This window comes from Streptomyces sp. R818, assembly GCF_056172735.1.
In genome coordinates this window covers 256,496-275,992 of record NZ_JAOCNE010000011.1, presented here as the reverse complement: position 1 = coordinate 275,992, position 19,497 = coordinate 256,496, and the positions used below count along the sequence as shown (strand labels likewise).

Here is a 19,497-nt window from a genome sequence, read left to right as displayed (position 1 = left end):
CGCGCCCCTGTGCCCCCGCGGTGACGAGGGGCACAGGGAGACCCGTACTCAGGCCGTCGCGATGCGCGGGTCGCTCACGCCCGGCTGGCCGTTCTCGACGTGTCCGGCCATCCGCCGCAGGTAACCGGCGTTGCCCTCGATCACTATGTTCAGGTCGTACCAGCGCTTGGTCGCTCGCAGGTCGACCGTCTGGCGCACCGTCGCGCCCGCCCGCACCGTGTACGTCTGCGGCTGGCCGCCGTAGGCGTTCGTCACCGTGAGGTGGGCGTCGGTGGTCGTCGGGTTACGGAGGGTGAGTGCGAGGTTGCCGGTCGTGTCCTCGTGGCGTGCTGTGATCTCCGGCTCAGCCGCCTTGTTGTTGCCCTGGAAGGAGCGCAGGAAGCCGTTCGGGCCGTGCACCGTCAGGTCGTACCTGCCGCCCGAGTAGAGGCTGTTCCAGCTGTCCGAGAGCGACTTCGCGGCCTCCGTGGTGTACGTCCACGGGCCGTCGCCGCGGCTCTGGGAGCGGACGTGGAACGCCGCGCCCTTCTTGCCGCCGCCGCTGAACGTCAGCTTGTACTTGCCCGTCGACAGGTCCTGCGCGCCGTCCACCCAGGGCGCGTACGCGAGGGGGCGGCTCGGCCTCGAACCCTTCTCCTGCCTGGGGACCGCGCCCTGCGCCGGTGGCTTCGGCACGTAGCTGCTGTGGCGGTTCCTGTCCGGCGGCTCGTAGGCGGACGTGTCGGGCAGGTCCGCCGGGTCGGTGACCGTGAGGGAGAAGTCGAAGGCCGACGTCAGGTCGCCGCAGATGGCGCGGCGCCACGGTGAGATGTTCGTCTCCCGTACCCCGAAGCGCCTCTCCATGAAGCGGATGATCGACGTGTGGTCGAACGTCTCCGAGCAGACGTAGCCGCCCGTCGACCACGGTGAGACGACCAGCATCGGCACGCGCTGGCCCAGGCCGTACGGGCCCGCGGCGCGGGTGCCGCCGCCCGGGTAGTGGTCCAGTGTCGTGTCGACGGTCGACAGGCCCTGGTTCGCCGAGGCCGGCGGGTAGGGCGGCACCACGTGGTCGAAGTAGCCGTCGTTCTCGTCGTACGTGATGAACAGGGCCGTCTTGCTCCACACCGCCGGGTTGGACGTCAGGGCGTCCAGGACCTGGGAGATGTACCAGGCACCGTAGTTCGCCGGCCAGTTCGGGTGTTCGGAGAACGCCTCCGGTGCCGCGATCCAGGAGATTTTCGGCAGTTTGCCGGACTTCACGTCGGCGCGGAGGATGTCGAAGTAGCCGTCGCCCCGCTTGGCATCGGTGCCGGTGCGGGCCTTCTCGTACAGGGGGGTGCCGGGCTTGGCGTTGCGGTAGGTGTTGAAGTACAGGAGCGAGTTGTCGCCGTAGTTGCCGCGGTAGGCGTCGTTGATCCAGCCCCAGCCGCCCGCCGCGTCCAGACCGTCGCCGATGTCCTGGTACACCTTCCAGGAGACGCCTGCCTTCTCCAGGCGTTCGGCGTACGTGGTCCAGCCGTAGCCCGCTTCCTCGTTGCCGAGGACCGGGCCGCCGCCAGTGCCGTCGTTGCCGACGTGTCCGGTGAGCATGTAGTAGCGGTTCGGGTCGGTCGCGCCCATGAACGAGCAGTGGTAGGCGTCGCAGACCGTGAACTTGTCGGCGAGGGCGTAGTGGAACGGGATGTCCTGGCGGGTCAGATGGGCCATCGTGCCCGTGCCCTTGGCCGCTATCCAGTTGTCGTACTTGCCGTTGTTGAAGGCGCTGTGGCCGCCCGCCCAGTCGTGGTCCAGGCCCGCGATGAACTGCATGCCCAGGTCGTCGGCGTCCGGGTGGTACGGGAGCGTCTCCTTGCCCGCGCTCGACTGGTGCCACACCGGCTTGCCGCTGGGCAGCGTCACCGGGCGCGGGTCGCCGAAGCCGCGGACGCCCTTCATCGTCCCGAAGTAGTGGTCGAAGGAGCGGTTCTCCTGCATCAGCACGACGATGTGCTCGATGTCCTCGACGGTGCCGGTGCGGCGCGCCGCCGGGATGGCGGCGGCCCGGTCGATGGAGCCGGACAGCGCCGTGAAGGCGGCCGTGCCGCCGGCGATCTGCAGGAAGCGGCGCCGATTCAGTTCGGTCATGGGGGTGGGGGTCTCCGTTGCCTCGGAAGTGGGGTCCGTTCGCGATGAGGGGCAACGGGGAGTGTTCACAATGAACGGGGGTGAGGGAAAGGGGGCCGAAGTGACGGTCGCGCAAAATGTAGACCCCCGACAGCCGAGCAGCAGCCCCCGCGTCGTGTCAGCGGACGTTCCTCCAGAGTTCCCGTTCCGCCCGGCGGGGGTCCTCTTCCGGGTGGGAACTCGTGTCGAAGATCATCGTCGTGCGGTCGCCCTCCGGGTCGTACGCGGGCCAGCCCGGGTCGCCCGTCGCCGCGAAGGACACCCATGCCGCGTGCATCGTGCGGGCCAGGTCGTGCGGGGCCTTCTCGCCGGTCAGCGCCGCGTAGTCGGGGTCGTCGGGGAGGTCGAAGACGAAGGGGAGCTCCAGGGCGTGGCAGGCGCCCAGGGCGCCGTCGTACTGCGGGGAGCGCCAGGCGAACTCGTAGAGGTGGGTGCCGGGGACGGACTCCGCCAGGCGGATCGCCGGGATGCGCCAGAACCAGTCGGTGATCAGTCCGTCGAGGAGTTCGCCGGGGGTCGCGTCGGCGCGGATCTCGCGGTAGGCGGCCAGGTTCACGTCGTAGGCAGCCGCTGAGCGTTCGACCCGGCTCTCCGAGATCGTGTCGAAGCGGCCTGTCGGTGCCATGTACAGGCGGTTCTCCTCCCGGTTGGAGCCGACCAGGAGGTCGACGCCGAGATCGGGGCCCGGGAGGCGGAGGCCGGGCGCCATCGGCTCGAAGACCATGCCGTTGAGCGCCGCGTCGCCCCACACCGCCGGGTCGGGGCGGCTCGCGAACTCCGCCCGCAACCGCGCCTGCGTGTCGATCAGTTCGGGCATCGGCACCGCCGCGAACGCCTCCGCCGTGTGCGGGACGCCCAGCAGGGACGCCATGCGTTCGCCGATGCGGCGCGCCGTGTCCTCGCCGATGAAGTGGTGGCACGCCCCGCTCTGCAGGGCCGCCCGGCGGAACAGGCCCCGGGCCCTCGGTTCCGCGAGGAGCTGGCCGATCGCCACGCCGCCCGCCGACTCGCCGAAGACGGTGACGCGGTCCGGGTCGCCGCCGAACCCCGCGATGTTGTCCCTGACCCACTCGAGCGCCGCGATCTGGTCCAGCAGGCCGCGGTTGTCCGGGGCGCCCGGCAGGTGCAGGAAGCCGTCCGTGCCCAGGCGGTAGTTGACGCCCACGAAGACGATGCCGTCCCGGGCGAAGGTGTGGCCCCGGTAGCCGGAGGCGTTCGCCGAGCCGTTGGAGAAGGCGCCGCCGTGCAGCCACACCATGACGGGCAGCCGCGCGCCGGGGCCCGGCTCCGGGGTCCAGATGTTGAGGTTGAGGCACTCCTCGCCCGGCATCGACGTGTCCGGGATGAGCGCGTCGAAGGGCGGCGCGTACGGGGCCTTCGGCGCGGTCGGGCCGTACGCGGTGGCGTCGCGGACGCCGGTCCAGGGCTCGGCGGGCGCGGGCGCGGCGAAGCGGCGCGGGCCGAACGGCGCGGCGGCGTAGGGCACGCCGAGGAAGGCGGCGACGCCGTCGTCGGTGCGGCCGCGCACGGTGCCCTGCCGGGTGGTGCACTCGGGTGACGCGTCGGTCATGGGCGGACTCCCTCACAGAGGACGGCTACGGGTGGCACGGATTACAGGAGGACGGCTACGGGTGGCACGGATTGCAACAGGACGGCTACGGGTGGCACGGATTGCAGAAGGACGGCTACGGGTGGCGCGGGGTACGGCAGCCCTCCTTCCGTACCTTGCCACCCCCTGCCGCGTGAAGATCACCGCCCCCCGCCCCGGCGGACCGGCAGCCCGGGGTCACGGCAGCGTCGGGCCCGCCTCCCGCGGCGGGTCGCCCGCACCGGTCTCCACCACCGTCACCGGCGCCGCTGTCCGGCCCAGTGGCTCCCCCGCCAGCCACTCCGCCACGGCCCGGCCGATGGGCTGGCCCGTCTCGATCTCCACGAAGCCGAACTGGCCGGACTGGTTGCACTCCAGGAACCACCAGATCCCGTCCGCGTCCTCAGCGAAGTCGAAAGCCCCGTAAGCGAGTTGGGCGCGCTTGAGGTACGCGTGCACCGCCTCGGCCACGCGTCGCGGCACGCTCACCGGCTGCCACGGCCCGGCGCCGGGGTCGAACCTGACGTCCACCACGGCGTCCCCGGCGTTCCCGGCGTCCCCGGTCGCCGCCGCCCGCGCCGCGAACAGCCGGTCCCCGACGCACGTCAGGCGGATGTCCGCGACCTTGCGCACCCGGCGCTGCAGCAGCGTCGGCCCGTGCGCCACGGCGCTGAAGTCCTCGTCGGGCCGCACCCGGGTCGTCGGCACGGCGAACGCCCCGTCGCCGGGGTGCGCGCCGGAGACCGGCTTCACGACGAGGTCGGGGAAGCGCTCGGCGAACTCCCGGGCGACCCGCGGGAACGTCGTGATCAGCGTCGCCGGCACCGGCAGTCCGCACTCCCGCGCGAGCCACAGCTGCCAGGGCTTGTGACGGGCCTGGCTCGCGGCGTCGGGATGGTTCATCCAGCGCGCGTCGGTGCAGCGCAGCATCCCGTACAGCGCCTGGGACGCCTCCTCGGTGAGCCAGGCCGACGCGGCGGCAGCCCGCGCGGCCGGTACGCCGGGTCTGCGCACCCAGATGGAGCGCAGGCCACCCATGCTGACGACGCGTCCGGCGACGGACAGGTGGCCGTGGAACACGCCGTGCGCGTACTCCCCCGAGACGTCGGCCCCGCCGGACAGTTCGGCGGGGTCGAGCCGCAGGACCGGGATTCCCCGTCCGTTCAATTCGACGACCGCCAGGTCGGCCGTCACATCCTCTTCACTCGTCAGGATGAGCACCGTCATTCCGCGCGGCCGTTCAGTCGTCGAAATGGGTTTTGGATCCCGCGGTGGAGGTGGTGGCGGCGCATTCTCGCAACACTGCGTAGTCGCGTGCGGCCACTCCGCCGTCGGGCAGCACATTCAACTGCAGTGCGGAGTCGTACGTGTACACCGCGCTGACCTCGGTCTCTCGCGTGGGGCGAGCGTAGTTCAGGGCGAACGGTCGCATCAGTACTCCTAGTTGGGGGGCGCACCAAGTCAAGCGCATGGTGACTCTCCGGCGTCACACTCCTGAGCAATTTCTCAGATTCTCTGTGTAGAACGCATCACACCCGCGGAGGAGTTGCTTCCACCGGAGAGGGAGGGGGGCGCGGTCCCGGGCACGCAAAAGGGGCGGCCTTTAGGCCGCCCCTTCCGACTACCGCCTTTACAAGCCTTTACACGTCCTTTCGGCGTTCTCCACCAGAGAGGTAGGCGAGCCCGGTGTGGGCCGCGAGGTAGCCGTCGACCAGGCGGTTCGCCACTGTCACTGAGTCCACAAGAGGATGCAGGGCGAACGCCTTGACGGCCGTCGCGCGGGACCCGGACTCGGCCGCGGCGAGCACTTCGCGCTCCACGGCCTTGACCGTGGTGACCAGGCCTGCGGCGTGCGCGGGCAGCGGGTCGACGGCGACGGGGTGGGCGCCGTTGGCGTCGACGAGGCAGGGCACCTCGATGACGGCGTCCGCGTCGAGCGCGGCGAGGGTGCGGCGGTTGCGGACGTTGAGGATGAGCGTGGCGCGTTCGTCGCGGGCGATGGCACGCATCAGGGCAAGGGCGACTTTCTCGTATCCGCCGGACTCCTCCAGATCCGCGGCGTCCCGTTCCCCCGCGCCCGAAGCCTCCCGGTTGTGCGCCATGTACGTGGCTTCGCGCTCGGCGCGGGTGCGGTCCCAGGCCTCGTAGGACGGATCGGCGTAGAACGCGGACTGCTGGTCGGCGAGGAACGCGCCGCGCGTGCGCTCGGCCTCCCGGTAGGTGCGGACCGTCTCCCGGTTGAAGTAGTAGTAATGCAGGTACTCGTTGGGGATCGCGCCGATCGAGCGGAGCCAGTCCGTGCCGAAGAGGCGGCCCTCCTCGAACGAGCCGAGCAGTTTCTCGTCCGCGAGCAGGCGCGACAGCTGGTCCCGGCCGCCGACGCGCAGGCCGCGCAGCCAGCCGAGGTGGTTGAGGCCCACGTAGTCGGCCCACGCGTCGGCCGGGTCGGCGCCGAGCACGCGGGCGACGCGGCGGGCGAGGCCGACGGGCGAGTCGCAGATGCCGATGACGCGGTCGCCCAGAATCCGGGACATGGCCTCGGTGACCAGGCCCGCCGGGTTGGTGAAGTTGATGACCCAGGCGTCGGGGGCCACTTCCTTCACGCGGCGCGCGATGTGCGTCGCCACCGGCACTGTCCGCAGCCCGTACGCGATGCCGCCCGCGCCGACCGTCTCCTGCCCGAGGACGCCCTCGGCGAGCGCCACCCGTTCGTCGGCGGCGCGGCCTTCGAGGCCCCCGACGCGGATCGCGGAGAAGACGAAGTCGGCGCCGCGCAGCGCCTCGTCGAGGTCGGTGCTCGCGCGCACGGCGGGCGCGTCCGGCACGCCGGTGGCTTGTTCTCGCAGTACTCCGGTGATGGCGTGCAGCCGGTCCTGGTCGACGTCGTGCAGCGTGACCTGGGTGACCCTGCCTGGCGCGTGGTCGGCGAGGAGCGCGCCGTACACGAGGGGCACCCGGAATCCGCCACCGCCGAGAATCGTCAGCCTCATGGCGCGATCGTAGGGCAGCCTTGTCCCCGACCTGATCTTCGACCGGCGGAGGACCCCCATGACACCCCCCACGCAGCTCCCCGCGCCGCGGCGCACGAGACGCCGACTCACCGCCCTGGCCGCGCTGACCGGTGCGCTCACCCTCGGCGCGAGCGCCGCGTCCGCCGTGGCCGCGCCCTCCTGGACCGAGACCGGCACGTCGTCCGTCAACTCCCTCACCGGCAGCCAGGGCCTCGCCACCCGCGCCGACGGCTCCCTCGTGACCCGCGGGCTCGCCTCGATACCGCTCGCCCTGCGCATAGCCGGCTGGTCGCACGTCGGGGACCCGGACGTGGCGGGCGGCTACACCTTCGACGCCTACCAGGGCGGTGACGACGCGACGAAGAAGATGTTCGCCGCGACCGGCCCCGACGGGAAGCGCACGACCTATGAACACGCCCTGGACGCGGGCGAGTTGCTGAACAACTCGTTCGCGGCGGTGGCGCCCGACGGGCAGTGGCTCGTGGCCGGTGAGTGGGGCGCGATGAAGCGGCTCCAGGTCTTCCCGACGCCGGTTTTCAACCCGTCGGCCCCCGCGCCGGGCGCCAACCTCCCGCAGGCCGGGCAGATCACCCTCGACAAGGGCGTCGAGAACATCCAGGGCTGCGACTTCACCGACGCCACGCATCTGCTGTGCTCCTCCGACAACGCCGCGAAGGAGGTCCTGGAGGTCGCGCTCGACCGCCCGCTCGACGGCAAGCCGGTCACGGGTCACGTCTCGACCGTGTTCGCCATCCCGCAGCGCAGCATCTGCTCCGGCTCCTTCGAGGCGGAGGGCATCGACTACGACACCGCGCGCGGCTCCCTGCGCGTCACGATCGTGCCGCCCGCGCCGTGCCTGGTGACGACGACAGTGATCTCGTACAAGAAGTCCTGAGGTGTCAGGCGGCGGGGTTCGGGGGATGGTCGCGATCATGACAGATCGCACGACCCCGCCGACCCCGCCCTCCATGACCTCGGTCACCGCTCCCCCGCGCCGCCCCGCCCGCCAGCTCCTCGCCGCCTCCGTCGGCAACGCCGTCGAGTGGTACGACTGGTACGCCTACACCTTCCTGGCGACCTACATCGCCGACCAGGTCTTCCCCAAGAGTGCGGACAACTCGCTCGTACCGCTCCTTTCGACGTTCGCCGTCTTCGCGGTCGGGTTCTTCATGCGGCCGGTGGGCGGGCTGCTGATGGGCGCGGTCGCGGACCGGCACGGGCGGCGCGCCGCGCTCACGGTGACGATCCTGTCGATGGGCGGCAGCAGCCTGCTGGTGGGGCTGACCCCGACGTACGCGGCCGTGGGCGTCCTCGCGCCGGTCGTGCTGGTGCTGGCCCGGCTGCTGCAAGGGCTCTCGGTGGGCGGGGAGTTCGCCGCGTCCACCACCTTCCTCGTCGAGTCGGCCGGGCCGGGGCGCCGCGGGCTGTTCTCCTCCTTCCAGTACGTGTCCACGTCCATCGGGCAGCTCGCGGCATCCGGAATCGCCGCGCTCCTCGTGGCCGTCCTCGACGGCGGCCAGATGGACGGCTGGGGCTGGCGCGTGCCGTTCCTCGCGGGGGCGCTGCTCAGCCTCGTCGGGTTCTGGATCCGGCAGGGCGCGCAGGAGACCCGGAGCGAGGAGCTCGCCGGGCCCGGGGCGCGCCCGGGGCTCTTCGACGCGCTGCGCCACCATCCGCGCGAGTCGCTGCTGATCTGCGGCATCACGGCGGGCGGCACGCTCGCGTACTACACGTGGACCTCGTACCTGCCGACGTACGCGGAGCTCAACACGGACATCACCAAGTCCGATGCCCTGCTCGTCGGGACGGTCTCGCTCGCGTTCTTCGCGCTGCTCCAGCCCGTCGGCGGCCTGGTCTCCGACCGGTTCGGCCGCAAGCCGCTGCTGCTGTTCTTCGGCGTCGGCTTCGCCCTGCTGAGCGTGCCGCTGCTGCACTCGCTGACCGGCTCGTTCGGCTCGCTGCTGTTCGCCCAGTGCGCGGGCATGGTGCTGCTCACCGGGTTCACGTCGATCTCGGCGGCGGTCAACGCCGAGGTGTTCCCGGCACGGGTGCGGGCGGCCGGGATCGGGTTCCCGTACTCGCTGACGGTGGCTCTGTTCGGCGGCACGGCCCCGTACGTGGGCACGCTGTTCAAGGAGTGGGGGCACAGCGGGCTCTTCCCCTGGTACGTGGCCGTGCTGTGCCTGGTGTCGTCGGTGGTGTACCTGCGGCTCCCGGAGAGCGCGCATCGCACATTGGAGCGCTGAGCCCGCTTCCGGACCCTTGTCGGGGCTTCGCCGGTCTGGCTACTCTCCCGTGATCCAAGCAGTCGAAGCGCTTCGAAAGGTTTCGGTGCACTGACAGAGAGGCACCCCATGCCAGGCGGACCCCCGGCCGTTCCCGTCATCGCCGGCTTCCACCCCGACCCCACCGTCTGCCGCGTGGGCGACGACTACTACCTCGCGTGCTCCAGCTTCGAGTACTTCCCCGGCATCCCCCTCTTCCACAGCCGCGACCTGCGGAACTGGACGCGCATCGGCAACGTCCTCGACCGGCCTGAGCAATTGCGGCTGCCCGTGGAGTCGCCGTCGTCCGGCGGGATCTACGCGCCCACCCTGCGCCACCACGACGGCCGCTTCTGGCTGATCGTCACCAACGTCAGCGACGGCGGCAACTTCCTGGTCACCGCCACCGACCCGGCCGGGCCCTGGTCGGACCCCGTCCCGCTGCCCGACGTCCACGGCATCGACCCCGACCTCGCCTGGGACGACGACGGCGCCTGCTGGTGCACCGTCGCCGGGGTCGCGCAGTTCCGCATCGACCCGTCCACCGGGAAGACGCTCGGCGAGCCGCGCCGGATCTGGTCCGGCACGCCCGGCGCCAAGGCCCCGGAGGCGCCGCACCTCTATCACATAGGCACTTACTGGTACCTGCTCATCGCCGAGGGCGGCACCGAGCGCGGGCACGGGGTGTCGATCGCGCGCGGTCCGGCGCCGACGGGCCCGTTCGAGCCGTGCCCCGCCAACCCGGTCCTCACCCACCGCTCCACCGACGACCCCGTGCAGAACACCGGCCACGCCGATCTCGTCCAGGCGCCGGACGGTACCTGGTGGATGGTGTTCCTCGGGGTGCGTCCGCGCGGCGGGTCGCCGGGGTGGCACGTGCTCGGCCGGGAGACGTTCCTCGCGCCGGTGACGTGGGAGGACGGGTGGCCGGTGGTGGGGCCGATCCGCAGTGGCGCGGAGGCGCCCCCGGCCTCGTACCGGGACGGGTTCGAGGGCCCGCGGCTCGCCCCCGAGTGGATCTCGCCGCGCAGCCGTTCCGCCGCGCACGTCAGCACGGAGGAGCCGCCCGGACGGCTGACGCTGCACGCCGCCGGTGCGTCGCTCGACGAGCCCGACGCGGTCTTCGTCGGGCGGCGACAGGAGCATTTGACGTGCCGCGTCCGCACCCGGGTCGACGCGGCGCAAGGGCGCGGCGGACTGGCGGTGCGCCTCGACGAGCGGCACCACTACGAGATCGAGGCGGACGCCGAGGAGGTGCGCGTCGTCGTCCGGATCGGCCCGGCGCGCACCGTGCTCGCCGTGCGGCCCGCGACCGGGGAGCCGCACGTCCTCGGCGTCGACATCACCGAGACGCGGACGCTCGACGACGCCCGTACCGGCCCCGACACGCTCACCTTCGGGGTCGAGGAGGCGGACGGCGCCTTCACCGCGCTCGCCGCCCTCGACGGCCGGTATCTGTCGACCGAGGTGGCGGGCGGGTTCACCGGCCGCGTCATCGGGCTGTACGCCGCGGCCGGCACCGTCCGCTTCGACTGGTTCGCGTACGAACCGGGTACGCCTACAACTCCCGCACCGTAGCCGGGTGTGCGGACCCTTCGACCGTCACCGCCCCGCCGTCCTCGTCCCTGCGCACCCGGTACGAGGCGGCGGGCCCGGCGTTCGCCCCGTGGTCCGGCACCGTCACCGTGACGTCCCGCACCCCGGGGGCGACGAGCAGCGTCAGGCCGTCGAGCCAGTCGCCGTCCGGGCGGCGGTCGTCCGCGGCCATCGGGACGACCGCGCCCGGCCGCACGTACAGCGGCAGGCTGTCGAAGCCGTGCGTCTCACGGCGCCACGCCGGGCCCTCGACCCGCTCGCCCGTCAGGAGATGGGTCCAGACGCCCTCGGGCAGGTAGTACTCGACCTCCCCCTCCGCCGTGAAGACGGGGGCGACGAGCAGGTCCGGGCCGAGCATGTACTGGCGGTCGAGGGTGCGGCACGTCGGGTCGTCGGGGAAGTCGAGCAGCATCGGGCGCATCACCGGGACGCCGGTGCGGTGCGCCTCGACCGCGGCACCGTAGAGGTACGGCATGAGGCGGTGCTTGAGCTTGGTGAAGGTGCGGGCCACGTCGACCGCCTCGTCGCCGAACTCCCACGGCACCCGGTACGAGACGTTGCCGTGCAGGCGGCTGTGGGAGGAGAGGAGCCCGAAGGCGAGCCAGCGCTTGAAGACGGCCGGGTCGGGGGTGCCCTCGAAGCCGCCGATGTCGTGGGACCAGAAGCCGAAACCGGAGAGCGAGAGGGAGAGGCCGCCGCGCAGGGACTCGGCCATCGCCGTGAACGAGGCGAAGCAGTCGCCGCCCCAGTGCACCGGGAACTGCTGGCCGCCGACGGTCGCCGAGCGGGCGAAGACGACGGCCTCGCCCGTGCCCCGCTCCTTCTGGAGCAGGTCGAAGACGGTGCGGTTGTAGAGCTGCGCGTAGTAGTTGTGCATGCGCTCCGGGTCGGAGCCGTCGTGCCAGACGACGTCCGTCGGGACGCGTTCGCCGAAGTCCGTCTTGAAGGTGTCGACGCCCTGGTCGAGCAGGACGCGCAGCTTGCCCGCGTACCAGGCGCGGGCGGCCGGGTCGGTGAAGTCGACGAGGGCCATGCCGGGCTGCCACAGGTCCCACTGCCAGATGTCGCCGTTCGGGCGGCGTACCAGGAAGCCCTGCTCGGCCGCCTCCGCGAAGAGCGGGGACTTCTGCGCGATGTACGGGTTGATCCACATGCTGATGCGCAGGCCGCGCGCCTTGAGCCGGGACAGCATGCCGACCGGGTCGGGGAACACCTCCGGGTCCCAGGCGAAGTCGGTCCACTGGTACGCGCGCATCCAGAAGCAGTCGAAGTGGAAGACGCTGAGCGGGATGTCGCGCTCGGCCATCCCGTCGACGAAGGAGGTCACCGTCGCCTCGTCGTACTCGGTGCAGAAGGACGTCGTCAGCCACAGGCCGAACGACCACGCGGGCGGCAGCGCCGGGCGGCCGGTCAGCGCGGTGTAGCGGCGCAGCACGTCCTTCGGGGTCGGGCCCGCGACCACATAGAACTCGACCGACTGGTCCTCGACGCTGAACTGGAGCCGGCCGACGGACTCCGAGCCGATCTCGTAGCTGACCCGCCCCGGGTGGTTCACGAGGACGCCGTAGCCGAGGGAGGAGAGGTGGAACGGGACGTTCTTGTAGGCGAGTTCACTGCTGGTGCCGCCGTCGGCCTGCCAGATGTCGACGGTCTGGCCGTTCTTGACGAACGGGGTGAAGCGTTCGCCGAGTCCGTAGATCTGCTCGCCGATGCCGAGCGCGAGCTGGGTGACCATGTGGTGCGCGCCGTCGGGGGTCGTCGCGAAGGCGGCGCCCTTCTCCTCGATCGCGGTCAGGCGCCGGCCGGTGGTGGTGTCGTGGAAGGCGAGGCTCCAGCCCTCCGCCGTGTCCAGGCGCACGCTCAGCGGGCCCGAGGTCAGCTCGGTGACCGTGCCGTCGCGGGTCACGCGCGCTCCGCTGCCGCCGGCCTCACCGGCGAGGAGCTCGAAGTCGGGGCCGCGGTGCCGCCTTCCCGCGTGGTGGGTGACGCGGACGCCGATGACGCCCTCGGCCGGTGCGAAGCAGTCGACCGTGATCAGCGGCTGGTTCAGCGTGTCGCCCCGGCCGCGCACGTGGCGTACGGCGGCGTACGCGGTGAACCGGTCCTCCTCCGCGCTGACCTCGCGGACCTCGGTGGCGTACGCGGCGCGGACCCCTTCGCGCATCAGCCAGAAACCGTCGGTGAACTTCATGTGGTGGTCCCCCGTGGGATGAAGGCGAGCCGGGCGAGGCGGACGCCGCCGCGCAGCCGGACCCGCAGGTCGCGCACGCCGGTGGCCGTGAAGTCGGCGTGCAGAGTGGCGTACTTGTACGGGTCCGCGGTCGCCGGGACGGTGACGGAGCAGCCGTCGAGGAGCTCCACGACGCCCTCGCCCGCCGCCTCCACGCGCACGCCGGTCACCCCGTCGGGCCCGAAGTCGCAGGCGCGGTAGAGGAGTTCGCCGACGGAGTCCGCGGTGGCCGTCACCGCGTCGCCGGACGTCTTCGTGCGGTCGACGATCTCGGTGCCCCGCTGCTCGTCGTAGGACGCCGCGTCGAGACCGTCTGCGCGCACGGGGCGCGGCGCCGGTTCGTCCCCCTCCACGGTCAGCGGTGCCGTGTGCCGGATGTCCTCGCTGGAGGCGCCGACGAGGAGCTCGTACGTGCCGGACGTGACGCTCCAGCGGTCGCGGGCCACGTCGTGGTGGCCGAGGTCGGTGAGCGGGACGGTGAAGGTGACGCGCTCGGACGCGCCCGCGGCGAGCGTGAGCCTGCGGTGCGCGAGGAGCTGGCGGCGCGGGCGCGGGACCGGCATGCCGAGCGGGCGGACGTAGAGCTGGGCCACCTCGTCGGCGGCCCGCTCACCCGTGTTGGTGACGGTGAAGGTGAACTCGACCGTGTCGTCGCCGCGCGACACGAACGGCGCGTCGTAGGCGAACGAGCTGTAGCCGAGCCCGTGCCCGAACGGGTAGAGCGGGGTGCCCTCGAAGTAGAGGTAGGTCTGACGGGAGCCGATGACGTCGTAGTCGAGGAGGCCGGGCAGGTCGGTGTCGGCCGCGTACCAGGTCTGCGGGAGGCGTCCGGCGGGGCTGACGTCGCCCGCGAGGACCCGGGCGAGGGCGCGGCCCGCCGCCTGCCCGCCGTGGGCCGTCCACAGCAGGGCGGGCAGTTCGGCGTGGGCGTCGGGGACGGCGTAGGGGTAGGCGGAGACCAGGGCGAGCGCGGTGTTCGCGTTCGCGGCGCGGGCCGTGCGCCACAGCCGCTCCTGGTGCGGGGGCAGGGCGAGAGTGGTGCGGTCCTCGGTCTCGCGGCCGTTGAGGTGCGGGTCGTTGCCCGCGACGACGATCACCACATCCGCCTCGGCGGCGGCCCTGGCCACGGCTTCCTCGCCGCGCTCGACGAATTCCAGGGTGAATGCGGTGCCCTCGTCGGCAACCTTCACGCCGTCGGCGGCGACAGAGACGTACCGACCCGTTCCCGCGTGCCGCAGGAGGTGACCGTTTCCATGGGGTTCGAGCGCGTACGTCTCCTGGACGACCCAGCCTCCGGGCTGCTCGGCGGAGGCGCGTACGTAGCCGTCCTCCGCGACGGAGAGGTAGCGGCCGTCCGGGGCGCGCAGAGTGAGGACGTCGTCGCCCCAGTCGATCAGGGCGAACTCCGTGCCCTCCGCCGGGGAGGTGGTGAGCGGCGGCAGGTCCGTGCGGCCGGCGAGGAGGGCGGGGTCGAGGGCCGCCTCGGCGCCGTTCACCTTGGCCTCCTCCGGCGCGTCGGGGACCCGCAGCCATCCCGCCTCGCAGCGCAGCCGCACCCGGTCGACGCCCTCCGCGAACGTGACGCGGTCCGTGCCGAACCGCTCGTACAGCCCGTCGAGCGGGGTGGAGCGGTGGATCAGGGTGCCGCTGTACCAGTCCAGCTTGCACTCGTCGGCGAGGAGGCCGACGAGCGCGATCTTCGCGTCCTCGGGCAGCGGCAGCAGGCCGTCGTTCTTGAGCAGCACGATCGCCTGCTCGGCGGCCTCCTGGGCGAGGGCGCGGTGGGCCTCGGTGTCGAAGTCCCGGACGTCCGCGAAGGGGCCGACGTCCGCGAACTCGCCGAGCCGCGCGCGTACGTCGAGCTGGCGGCGGACGGCCGTGTCGATGTCGGACTCGGTGATCAGGCCCTGGTCGTAGGCGCGGCGCAGGCGTCCGACGATCGTCGAGGAGTCCGTGCCGTGGTCGGTGAAGCTGTCGACGCCCGCGACGAGCGCGGCGGCGGTCGCCTCCTCGTGGGTGTCGAAGTAGTGCTCGGAGTCGACGAGGTTGCTGGGCGCGCCCGCGTCGGAGCAGACGAGGAGAGCCTGGCCGGTCCAGGTGCGCAGGTGCTCGCGCAGGTACGGCGACACGTGGTTCGGGCGGCCGTTGACCAGGTTGTAGGCGGGCATGACACCGGCGACGGCGCCCGCCTCGACGGGGGCGCGGAACGCCCGCAGGTCGTACTCGTGCAGGACGCGCGGGCGCACGGAGGAGTTCGTCGTGTCGCGGCGGGTCTCGTTGTTGTGGGCCAGCCAGTGCTTGAGGACCGGGGCCGTGCGCCAGTAGGTGGGGTGGGTGCCGCGCAGGCCGCGCGTGTAGGCGGTGGCGATGGCGGCGGTGAGGTGCGGGTCCTCGGAGTAGCCCTCCTCGTTCCTGCCCCACAGCGGGTGCCGAAGGAGGTTGACGGTGGGCGCCCAGACGTTGAGGCCGACGCGGTCGTCGCGGGCGCGCATCGCGCGGACCTCGGCGGAGACGGCGTCGCCGACGCGGCGCACGAGGTCGTCGTTCCAGGTCGCGCCGAGCCCGACGGCCTGCGGGAAGACGGTGGCGGGACCCATCCACGCGACGCCGTGCAGCGCTTCCTGTCCGGTGCGGAACGCGGCGAGGCCCACCCGTTCGACGGCGGGGGTGAACTGGTGCAGCAGCGCGATGCGTTCGTCGAGCGTCAGCGTGGCGAGGAGATCGTCGACGCGCTTGTCCACGGGCGCGGCGGTCTCGGGGCGGAGCGGGGGATTGTCGGTCACGTACGGGTCCCTTGGCAGAGGAGCGGGAAAGGTGGCGGCAGCATCTTCGAAGCGCTTCGATGCTCCGCACTGGCCCCAGCAAGTGTCAAGAGCGGTGCGGCGAAAGTCGGTTGAGGAATTCCGTGCACCAATCTTGTGACCCCGGAAACGTTCCCTTAGCCTCGCTGCAAAATCGAAGCGCTTCGACAAAAAGTCGTCGCGTTCCTTGAAGGGTTGCCGCAATGACGCCGAACTCGCCTTCCGCCGCCTCCGCTCCCAGCCGGAGAAGTTTCCTCGCCTCCAGCGCCCTGGCCGCCGCTGTCGTGGCCGGCGGGGCGCCGCTGCTCACGGCCTGCGGCGGGACGGACAGCAAGGACCGGGAGGGCACCACCTCCGGGAAGGCCGCCGACAAGCTGCTGCCGACCTACGTCGCCAGCAAGTTCGCCGACCCGGACCTGCCGTCGAAGAACGGTTCGGCCGCCGGGTACACCGGCAAGGTGACCCTGGCGGGGCTGGCCGCCTCGGTCCCGGAGAAGCTCGGCACCGGCGCACCCGTCAAGATCATGTCCCCGTTCTGGGGATCGCCGCCGAAGAGCGACTGCGCCTACTACAAGGCGCTCGACGCGGCGGCCGGCACCAAGATCACCTGGCAGAACCAGGACGGCAACACCTACGGGCAGAAACTCGGCGCGGTCCTCGCCTCCAGCTCCATCCCCGACATGGTGGTGGTGCCGAGCTGGGAGCTGGTCGGCAAGATCTCCAACGCGGTCACCGCGAAGTTCATGGACCTCGGCCCGTACCTCGCGGGCGACAAGGTGAAGAAGTACCCGAACCTCGCCGCGATCCCCTCCGACTCCTGGCGCATGGGCATCTTCGGCGGCGCGCTGCGCGGCATCCCGATGCCGACCGCCGCCGCCACCTTCAACATCCCGTACTACCGCAAGGACATCTTCGACAAGGAGGGCTACGAGGTCCCGACCTCGCCCGACACCTTCCTGAGCTGGGCCAAGGAAGCGACCAGCGCCAAGGCGAAGGTGTACGCCTGCGGCGACATGTCCTGGACCGCCTTCAACATCTTCGGGGTACGCCCCTCGGGCACGCTCGGCTGGCACATCGAGGACGACGGCAAGCTGACGTACCGCATCGAGCAGCCCGAGTACCTCGAAGCCCTGGAATGGACCCGCAAGCTGTTCGACGCGGGCGTCGTCCACCCCGACGACAAGGCCCGCTCGGGCGACGCGGGCCAGCGCTTCGGCGCGGGACAGATCCTCATGTACAACAACGACACGTCCCACTGGTACGCCAAGACCGCCGAACAGGCCGCGTCCAACCCGGACTTCACGATGGACGCGATGGACATCTTCGGCCCCGACGGCGGCGACCCGCGGCTGTGGGCGAGCCAGCCCGCCAGCATCTGGTCGCTGATCCGCAAGGGCGCCTCGAAGGAGACCGTCGAGAACGCGCTCGCCGCCGCCAACTTCGCCGCCGCCCCGTACGGCACGAAGGAGCGCATCCTCGTCGACTACGGCACGGAGGGCACGCACTACAAGGTCAAGGACGGCGTCCCGGTCAAGACCGACCAGGGCAACCAGGAGGTCATCAACGCCTGGGTGATGCTCGCCGCCCCCGCCCCCTACTTCGCGCACCCCGACTACCCGGACATCGCGCGCAAGCAGGTCGAGTGGGAGCAGCGGATGGGCGCCTTCATGAAGAAGACGTCCACGTACGGCATGAACATCGTCGAGCCGACCCGCTACGCCAACCTCTCCAGCCAGTTCGAGCAGCTGGAGATCGACTTCGTGCGCGGCAACAAGAAGCTCACCGACGTGCAGCAGGCCATCTCGACCTGGAAGTCCTCCGGCGGCGACAAGCTGCGCGACTGGTACAAGAAGCTCATCGACAAGAACGGCAGCGGCAACTGATGTCTCTCACCGCCGGGAGCAGGCCCGACGGGACCCGTCCGCCCGCGGCCGTCGAGGAACCGACGGCCGCGGTCGCCGCCACGGCGGCCAAGGCGGAGGTCCCGCCCAGGGCGAGCAGGAAGGCGGGCAGCATCCCGTGGCGCGTCAGACTGCGCCGGGACCGCGCGCTCGTCCTGATGACGCTGCCCGCCCTCGCCCTGCTCCTGCTCTTCAACTACGTCCCGCTGCTCGGCAACGTCGTCGCGTTCCAGGACTACGACCCGTACGCCGCGAGCAACGGCGTCACCGCGATCTTCCACAGCCCGTGGCTCGGGATCGAGCAGTTCTCGCGCCTGGTGGACGATCCGCTGTTCTGGGACGCGACGAAGAACACCGTCGTCCTCTTCCTGCTCCAGCTCGTCCTGTTCTTCCCGATCCCCATCGCGCTCGCGCTGCTCATCAACAGTGTGATCCGGCCCCGGGTCCGGGCCGTCGCGCAGGCGATCATGTACTTGCCGCACTTCTTCTCGTGGGTGCTCGTCGTCACCGTCTTCCAGCAGGTCTTCGGCGGGGCGGGCATCATCGCGCAGACGATGGAGAAGCACGGCTGGGGCGGCTTCGACCTGATGACGAACGCCGACTTCTTCAAGTTCCTGGTCACGGCGCAGTCCGTGTGGAAGGACGCCGGCTGGGGCATCATCGTCTTCCTCGCCGCCCTCGCGGCCGTCTCCACCGACCTGTACGAGGCCGCCGCCATGGACGGCGCGGGCCGCTGGCGCCGCATGTGGCACGTGACGCTGCCCGCGCTGCGCCCGGTCATCGCGCTCCTCCTCGTCCTGCGGGTCGGCGACGCGCTCAGCGTCGGCTTCGAGCAGTTCCTGCTCCAGCGCGACGCGGTCGGCGTCGGAGCCAGCGAAGTGCTCGACACCTATGTCTGGAACATGGGCATCCAGAACGGCGACTTCAGCTACGCGGCGGCGGTCGGCCTGGTCAAGGGCGTGATCGGGGTCTGCCTCGTGCTCGCCGCGAACAAGTTCGCTCATCTGCTCGGTGAGCAGGGGGTGTACAAGAAGTGAGTCTCAACACGCAGCTGATCCGCAGCCTCCAGGCGCCGCCCCGCCCCGTGTGGGAGGAGCCGCCGAGCAGGACCGGGCTCACGGCGAAGGGCGGCTTCCTCGTCCTGTGCTGCCTGGGTGTCCTCGCACCCCTGTGGATCGTCGTCGTCACCAGCCTCTCCCCGAAGCCCGTGATCGACCGGGCGGGCGGCCTCGTCGTCCTCCCCGAGGGCATCACCTTCGTCAACTACACGGAGCTGCTCAGCGGCGGCCAGGTCAGCCGGGCGATCCTCGTCTCGGTCGGCGTCACGCTCGTCGGCACCGTCTTCTCCATGGCGGTGTCGGTCCTCGCGGCGTACGGGCTGTCGCGCCCCGGCAGCCTGGGCCACCGGTTCCTGCTGATGGCGCTGATGGCGACCATGTTCTTCGGCGCGGGCCTCATCCCGACGTACCTGCTCGTGCAGTCGCTCGGCCTCACCGACACCTATCTGTCGCTGATCCTGCCGAGCGCGGTCAGCGTCTTCAACATCCTCGTCCTGCGCGGCTTCTTCATGGGCATCTCGCCCGAGCTGACCGAGTCCGCGCGCATCGACGGGGCGAGCGACCTGCGCATCCTGCTGACGATCATCATGCCGCTGTCCCGCGCCGTGCTCGCCGTCATCTCGCTGTTCTACGCGGTCGGGTACTGGAGCGCCTGGTTCAACGCGTCGATCTACCTGAGCGATCAGGACATGATGCCGCTGCAGAACGTCCTCATCCAGCTCGTGCAGAAGAACACGGCGGCGCCGACCGGCCTCCAGCAGGCGGTGCGCACCGGTGAACTGTCCACTCTGGGGCTCCAGATGGCGGTCATGGTGCTCGCGCTGATCCCGGTCGCGGTGGCCTCGCCGTTCGTCCAGCGCCACTTCAAGAAGGGGATGCTGACGGGGGCGGTGAAGGGGTGAG

The 19,497-nt window shown here is 71.3% G+C and carries 13 protein-coding genes; 6 read left to right on the top strand and 7 right to left on the bottom strand.

What is annotated here, in order from left to right:
* Positions 1-48 precede the first annotated feature (48 nt).
* The 5 genes from N5I75_RS25925 to N5I75_RS25905 form a co-directional block, all read right to left on the bottom strand.
* Positions 49-2,106: a phosphocholine-specific phospholipase C gene (locus N5I75_RS25925; protein WP_476681112.1), complete on the bottom strand. Its 2,058-nt coding sequence runs from the start codon at positions 2,104-2,106 to the stop codon at positions 49-51.
* Between the two features lie 157 nt (positions 2,107-2,263).
* The gene (locus N5I75_RS25920) at positions 2,264-3,715 is read right to left on the bottom strand and encodes a carboxylesterase/lipase family protein (RefSeq protein ID WP_476681110.1); all 1,452 of its coding nucleotides are present in this window, start codon (positions 3,713-3,715) and stop codon (positions 2,264-2,266) included.
* Positions 3,716-3,931: 216 nt separating this feature from the next.
* Entirely contained in the window at positions 3,932-4,960 is a 1,029-nt protein-coding gene (tgmB, locus tag N5I75_RS25915) for an ATP-grasp ribosomal peptide maturase (protein ID WP_476681108.1), read from the bottom strand.
* 13 nt (positions 4,961-4,973) lie between these two features.
* Positions 4,974-5,165 (bottom strand): putative ATP-grasp-modified RiPP, encoded by a 192-nt coding sequence (tgmA, locus tag N5I75_RS25910; RefSeq protein ID WP_361077307.1) that lies wholly within the window; start codon positions 5,163-5,165, stop codon positions 4,974-4,976.
* A gap of 208 nt (positions 5,166-5,373) precedes the next feature.
* Positions 5,374-6,723 (bottom strand): 6-phospho-beta-glucosidase, encoded by a 1,350-nt coding sequence (locus N5I75_RS25905; RefSeq protein WP_476681107.1) that lies wholly within the window; start codon positions 6,721-6,723, stop codon positions 5,374-5,376.
* Between the two features lie 58 nt (positions 6,724-6,781).
* Between N5I75_RS25905 and N5I75_RS25900 the strand changes: the two genes are divergently transcribed.
* From N5I75_RS25900 to N5I75_RS25890, 3 genes are all read left to right on the top strand, one after another.
* Entirely contained in the window at positions 6,782-7,639 is an 858-nt protein-coding gene (locus tag N5I75_RS25900) for a hypothetical protein (RefSeq protein ID WP_476681106.1), read from the top strand.
* Between the two features lie 73 nt (positions 7,640-7,712).
* Complete coding sequence (locus tag N5I75_RS25895) at positions 7,713-8,990, top strand: MFS transporter (protein WP_476681296.1); 1,278 nt, start codon at positions 7,713-7,715, stop codon at positions 8,988-8,990.
* A gap of 108 nt (positions 8,991-9,098) precedes the next feature.
* On the top strand, positions 9,099-10,586 hold the full coding sequence (locus N5I75_RS25890) for a glycoside hydrolase family 43 protein (protein WP_476681104.1): 1,488 nt from the start codon (positions 9,099-9,101) through the stop codon (positions 10,584-10,586).
* Here N5I75_RS25890 and yicI read toward each other — a convergent pair.
* Both yicI and N5I75_RS25880 read right to left on the bottom strand, forming a co-directional pair.
* Complete coding sequence (gene yicI, locus N5I75_RS25885) at positions 10,567-12,795, bottom strand: alpha-xylosidase (protein ID WP_476681102.1); 2,229 nt, start codon at positions 12,793-12,795, stop codon at positions 10,567-10,569. The two genes, N5I75_RS25890 and yicI, sit on opposite strands and share 20 nt — an antisense overlap.
* A complete protein-coding gene (locus N5I75_RS25880; protein ID WP_476681100.1) occupies positions 12,792-15,617 on the bottom strand; it encodes a glycoside hydrolase family 3 C-terminal domain-containing protein in 2,826 nt (941 codons plus the stop codon). The genes yicI and N5I75_RS25880 overlap by 4 nt, the downstream gene beginning before the upstream one ends.
* A 221-nt stretch (positions 15,618-15,838) precedes the next feature.
* Here N5I75_RS25880 and N5I75_RS25875 point away from each other — a divergent pair, with 221 nt between their 5' ends.
* From N5I75_RS25875 to N5I75_RS25865, 3 genes are read left to right on the top strand one after another with little or no spacing between them, the layout of a single operon-like run.
* Positions 15,839-17,518, top strand: coding sequence for an extracellular solute-binding protein (locus N5I75_RS25875; RefSeq protein WP_476681098.1), 1,680 nt, complete (start codon positions 15,839-15,841; stop codon positions 17,516-17,518).
* On the top strand, positions 17,518-18,573 hold the full coding sequence (locus N5I75_RS25870; RefSeq protein WP_476681096.1) for an ABC transporter permease: 1,056 nt from the start codon (positions 17,518-17,520) through the stop codon (positions 18,571-18,573). The genes N5I75_RS25875 and N5I75_RS25870 overlap by 1 nt, the downstream gene beginning before the upstream one ends.
* Positions 18,570-19,496, top strand: coding sequence for a carbohydrate ABC transporter permease (locus N5I75_RS25865; protein WP_476681095.1), 927 nt, complete (start codon positions 18,570-18,572; stop codon positions 19,494-19,496). Before N5I75_RS25870 ends, N5I75_RS25865 begins: the two co-directional genes overlap by 4 nt.
* The last annotated feature ends 1 nt before the right edge of the window (position 19,497 follow it).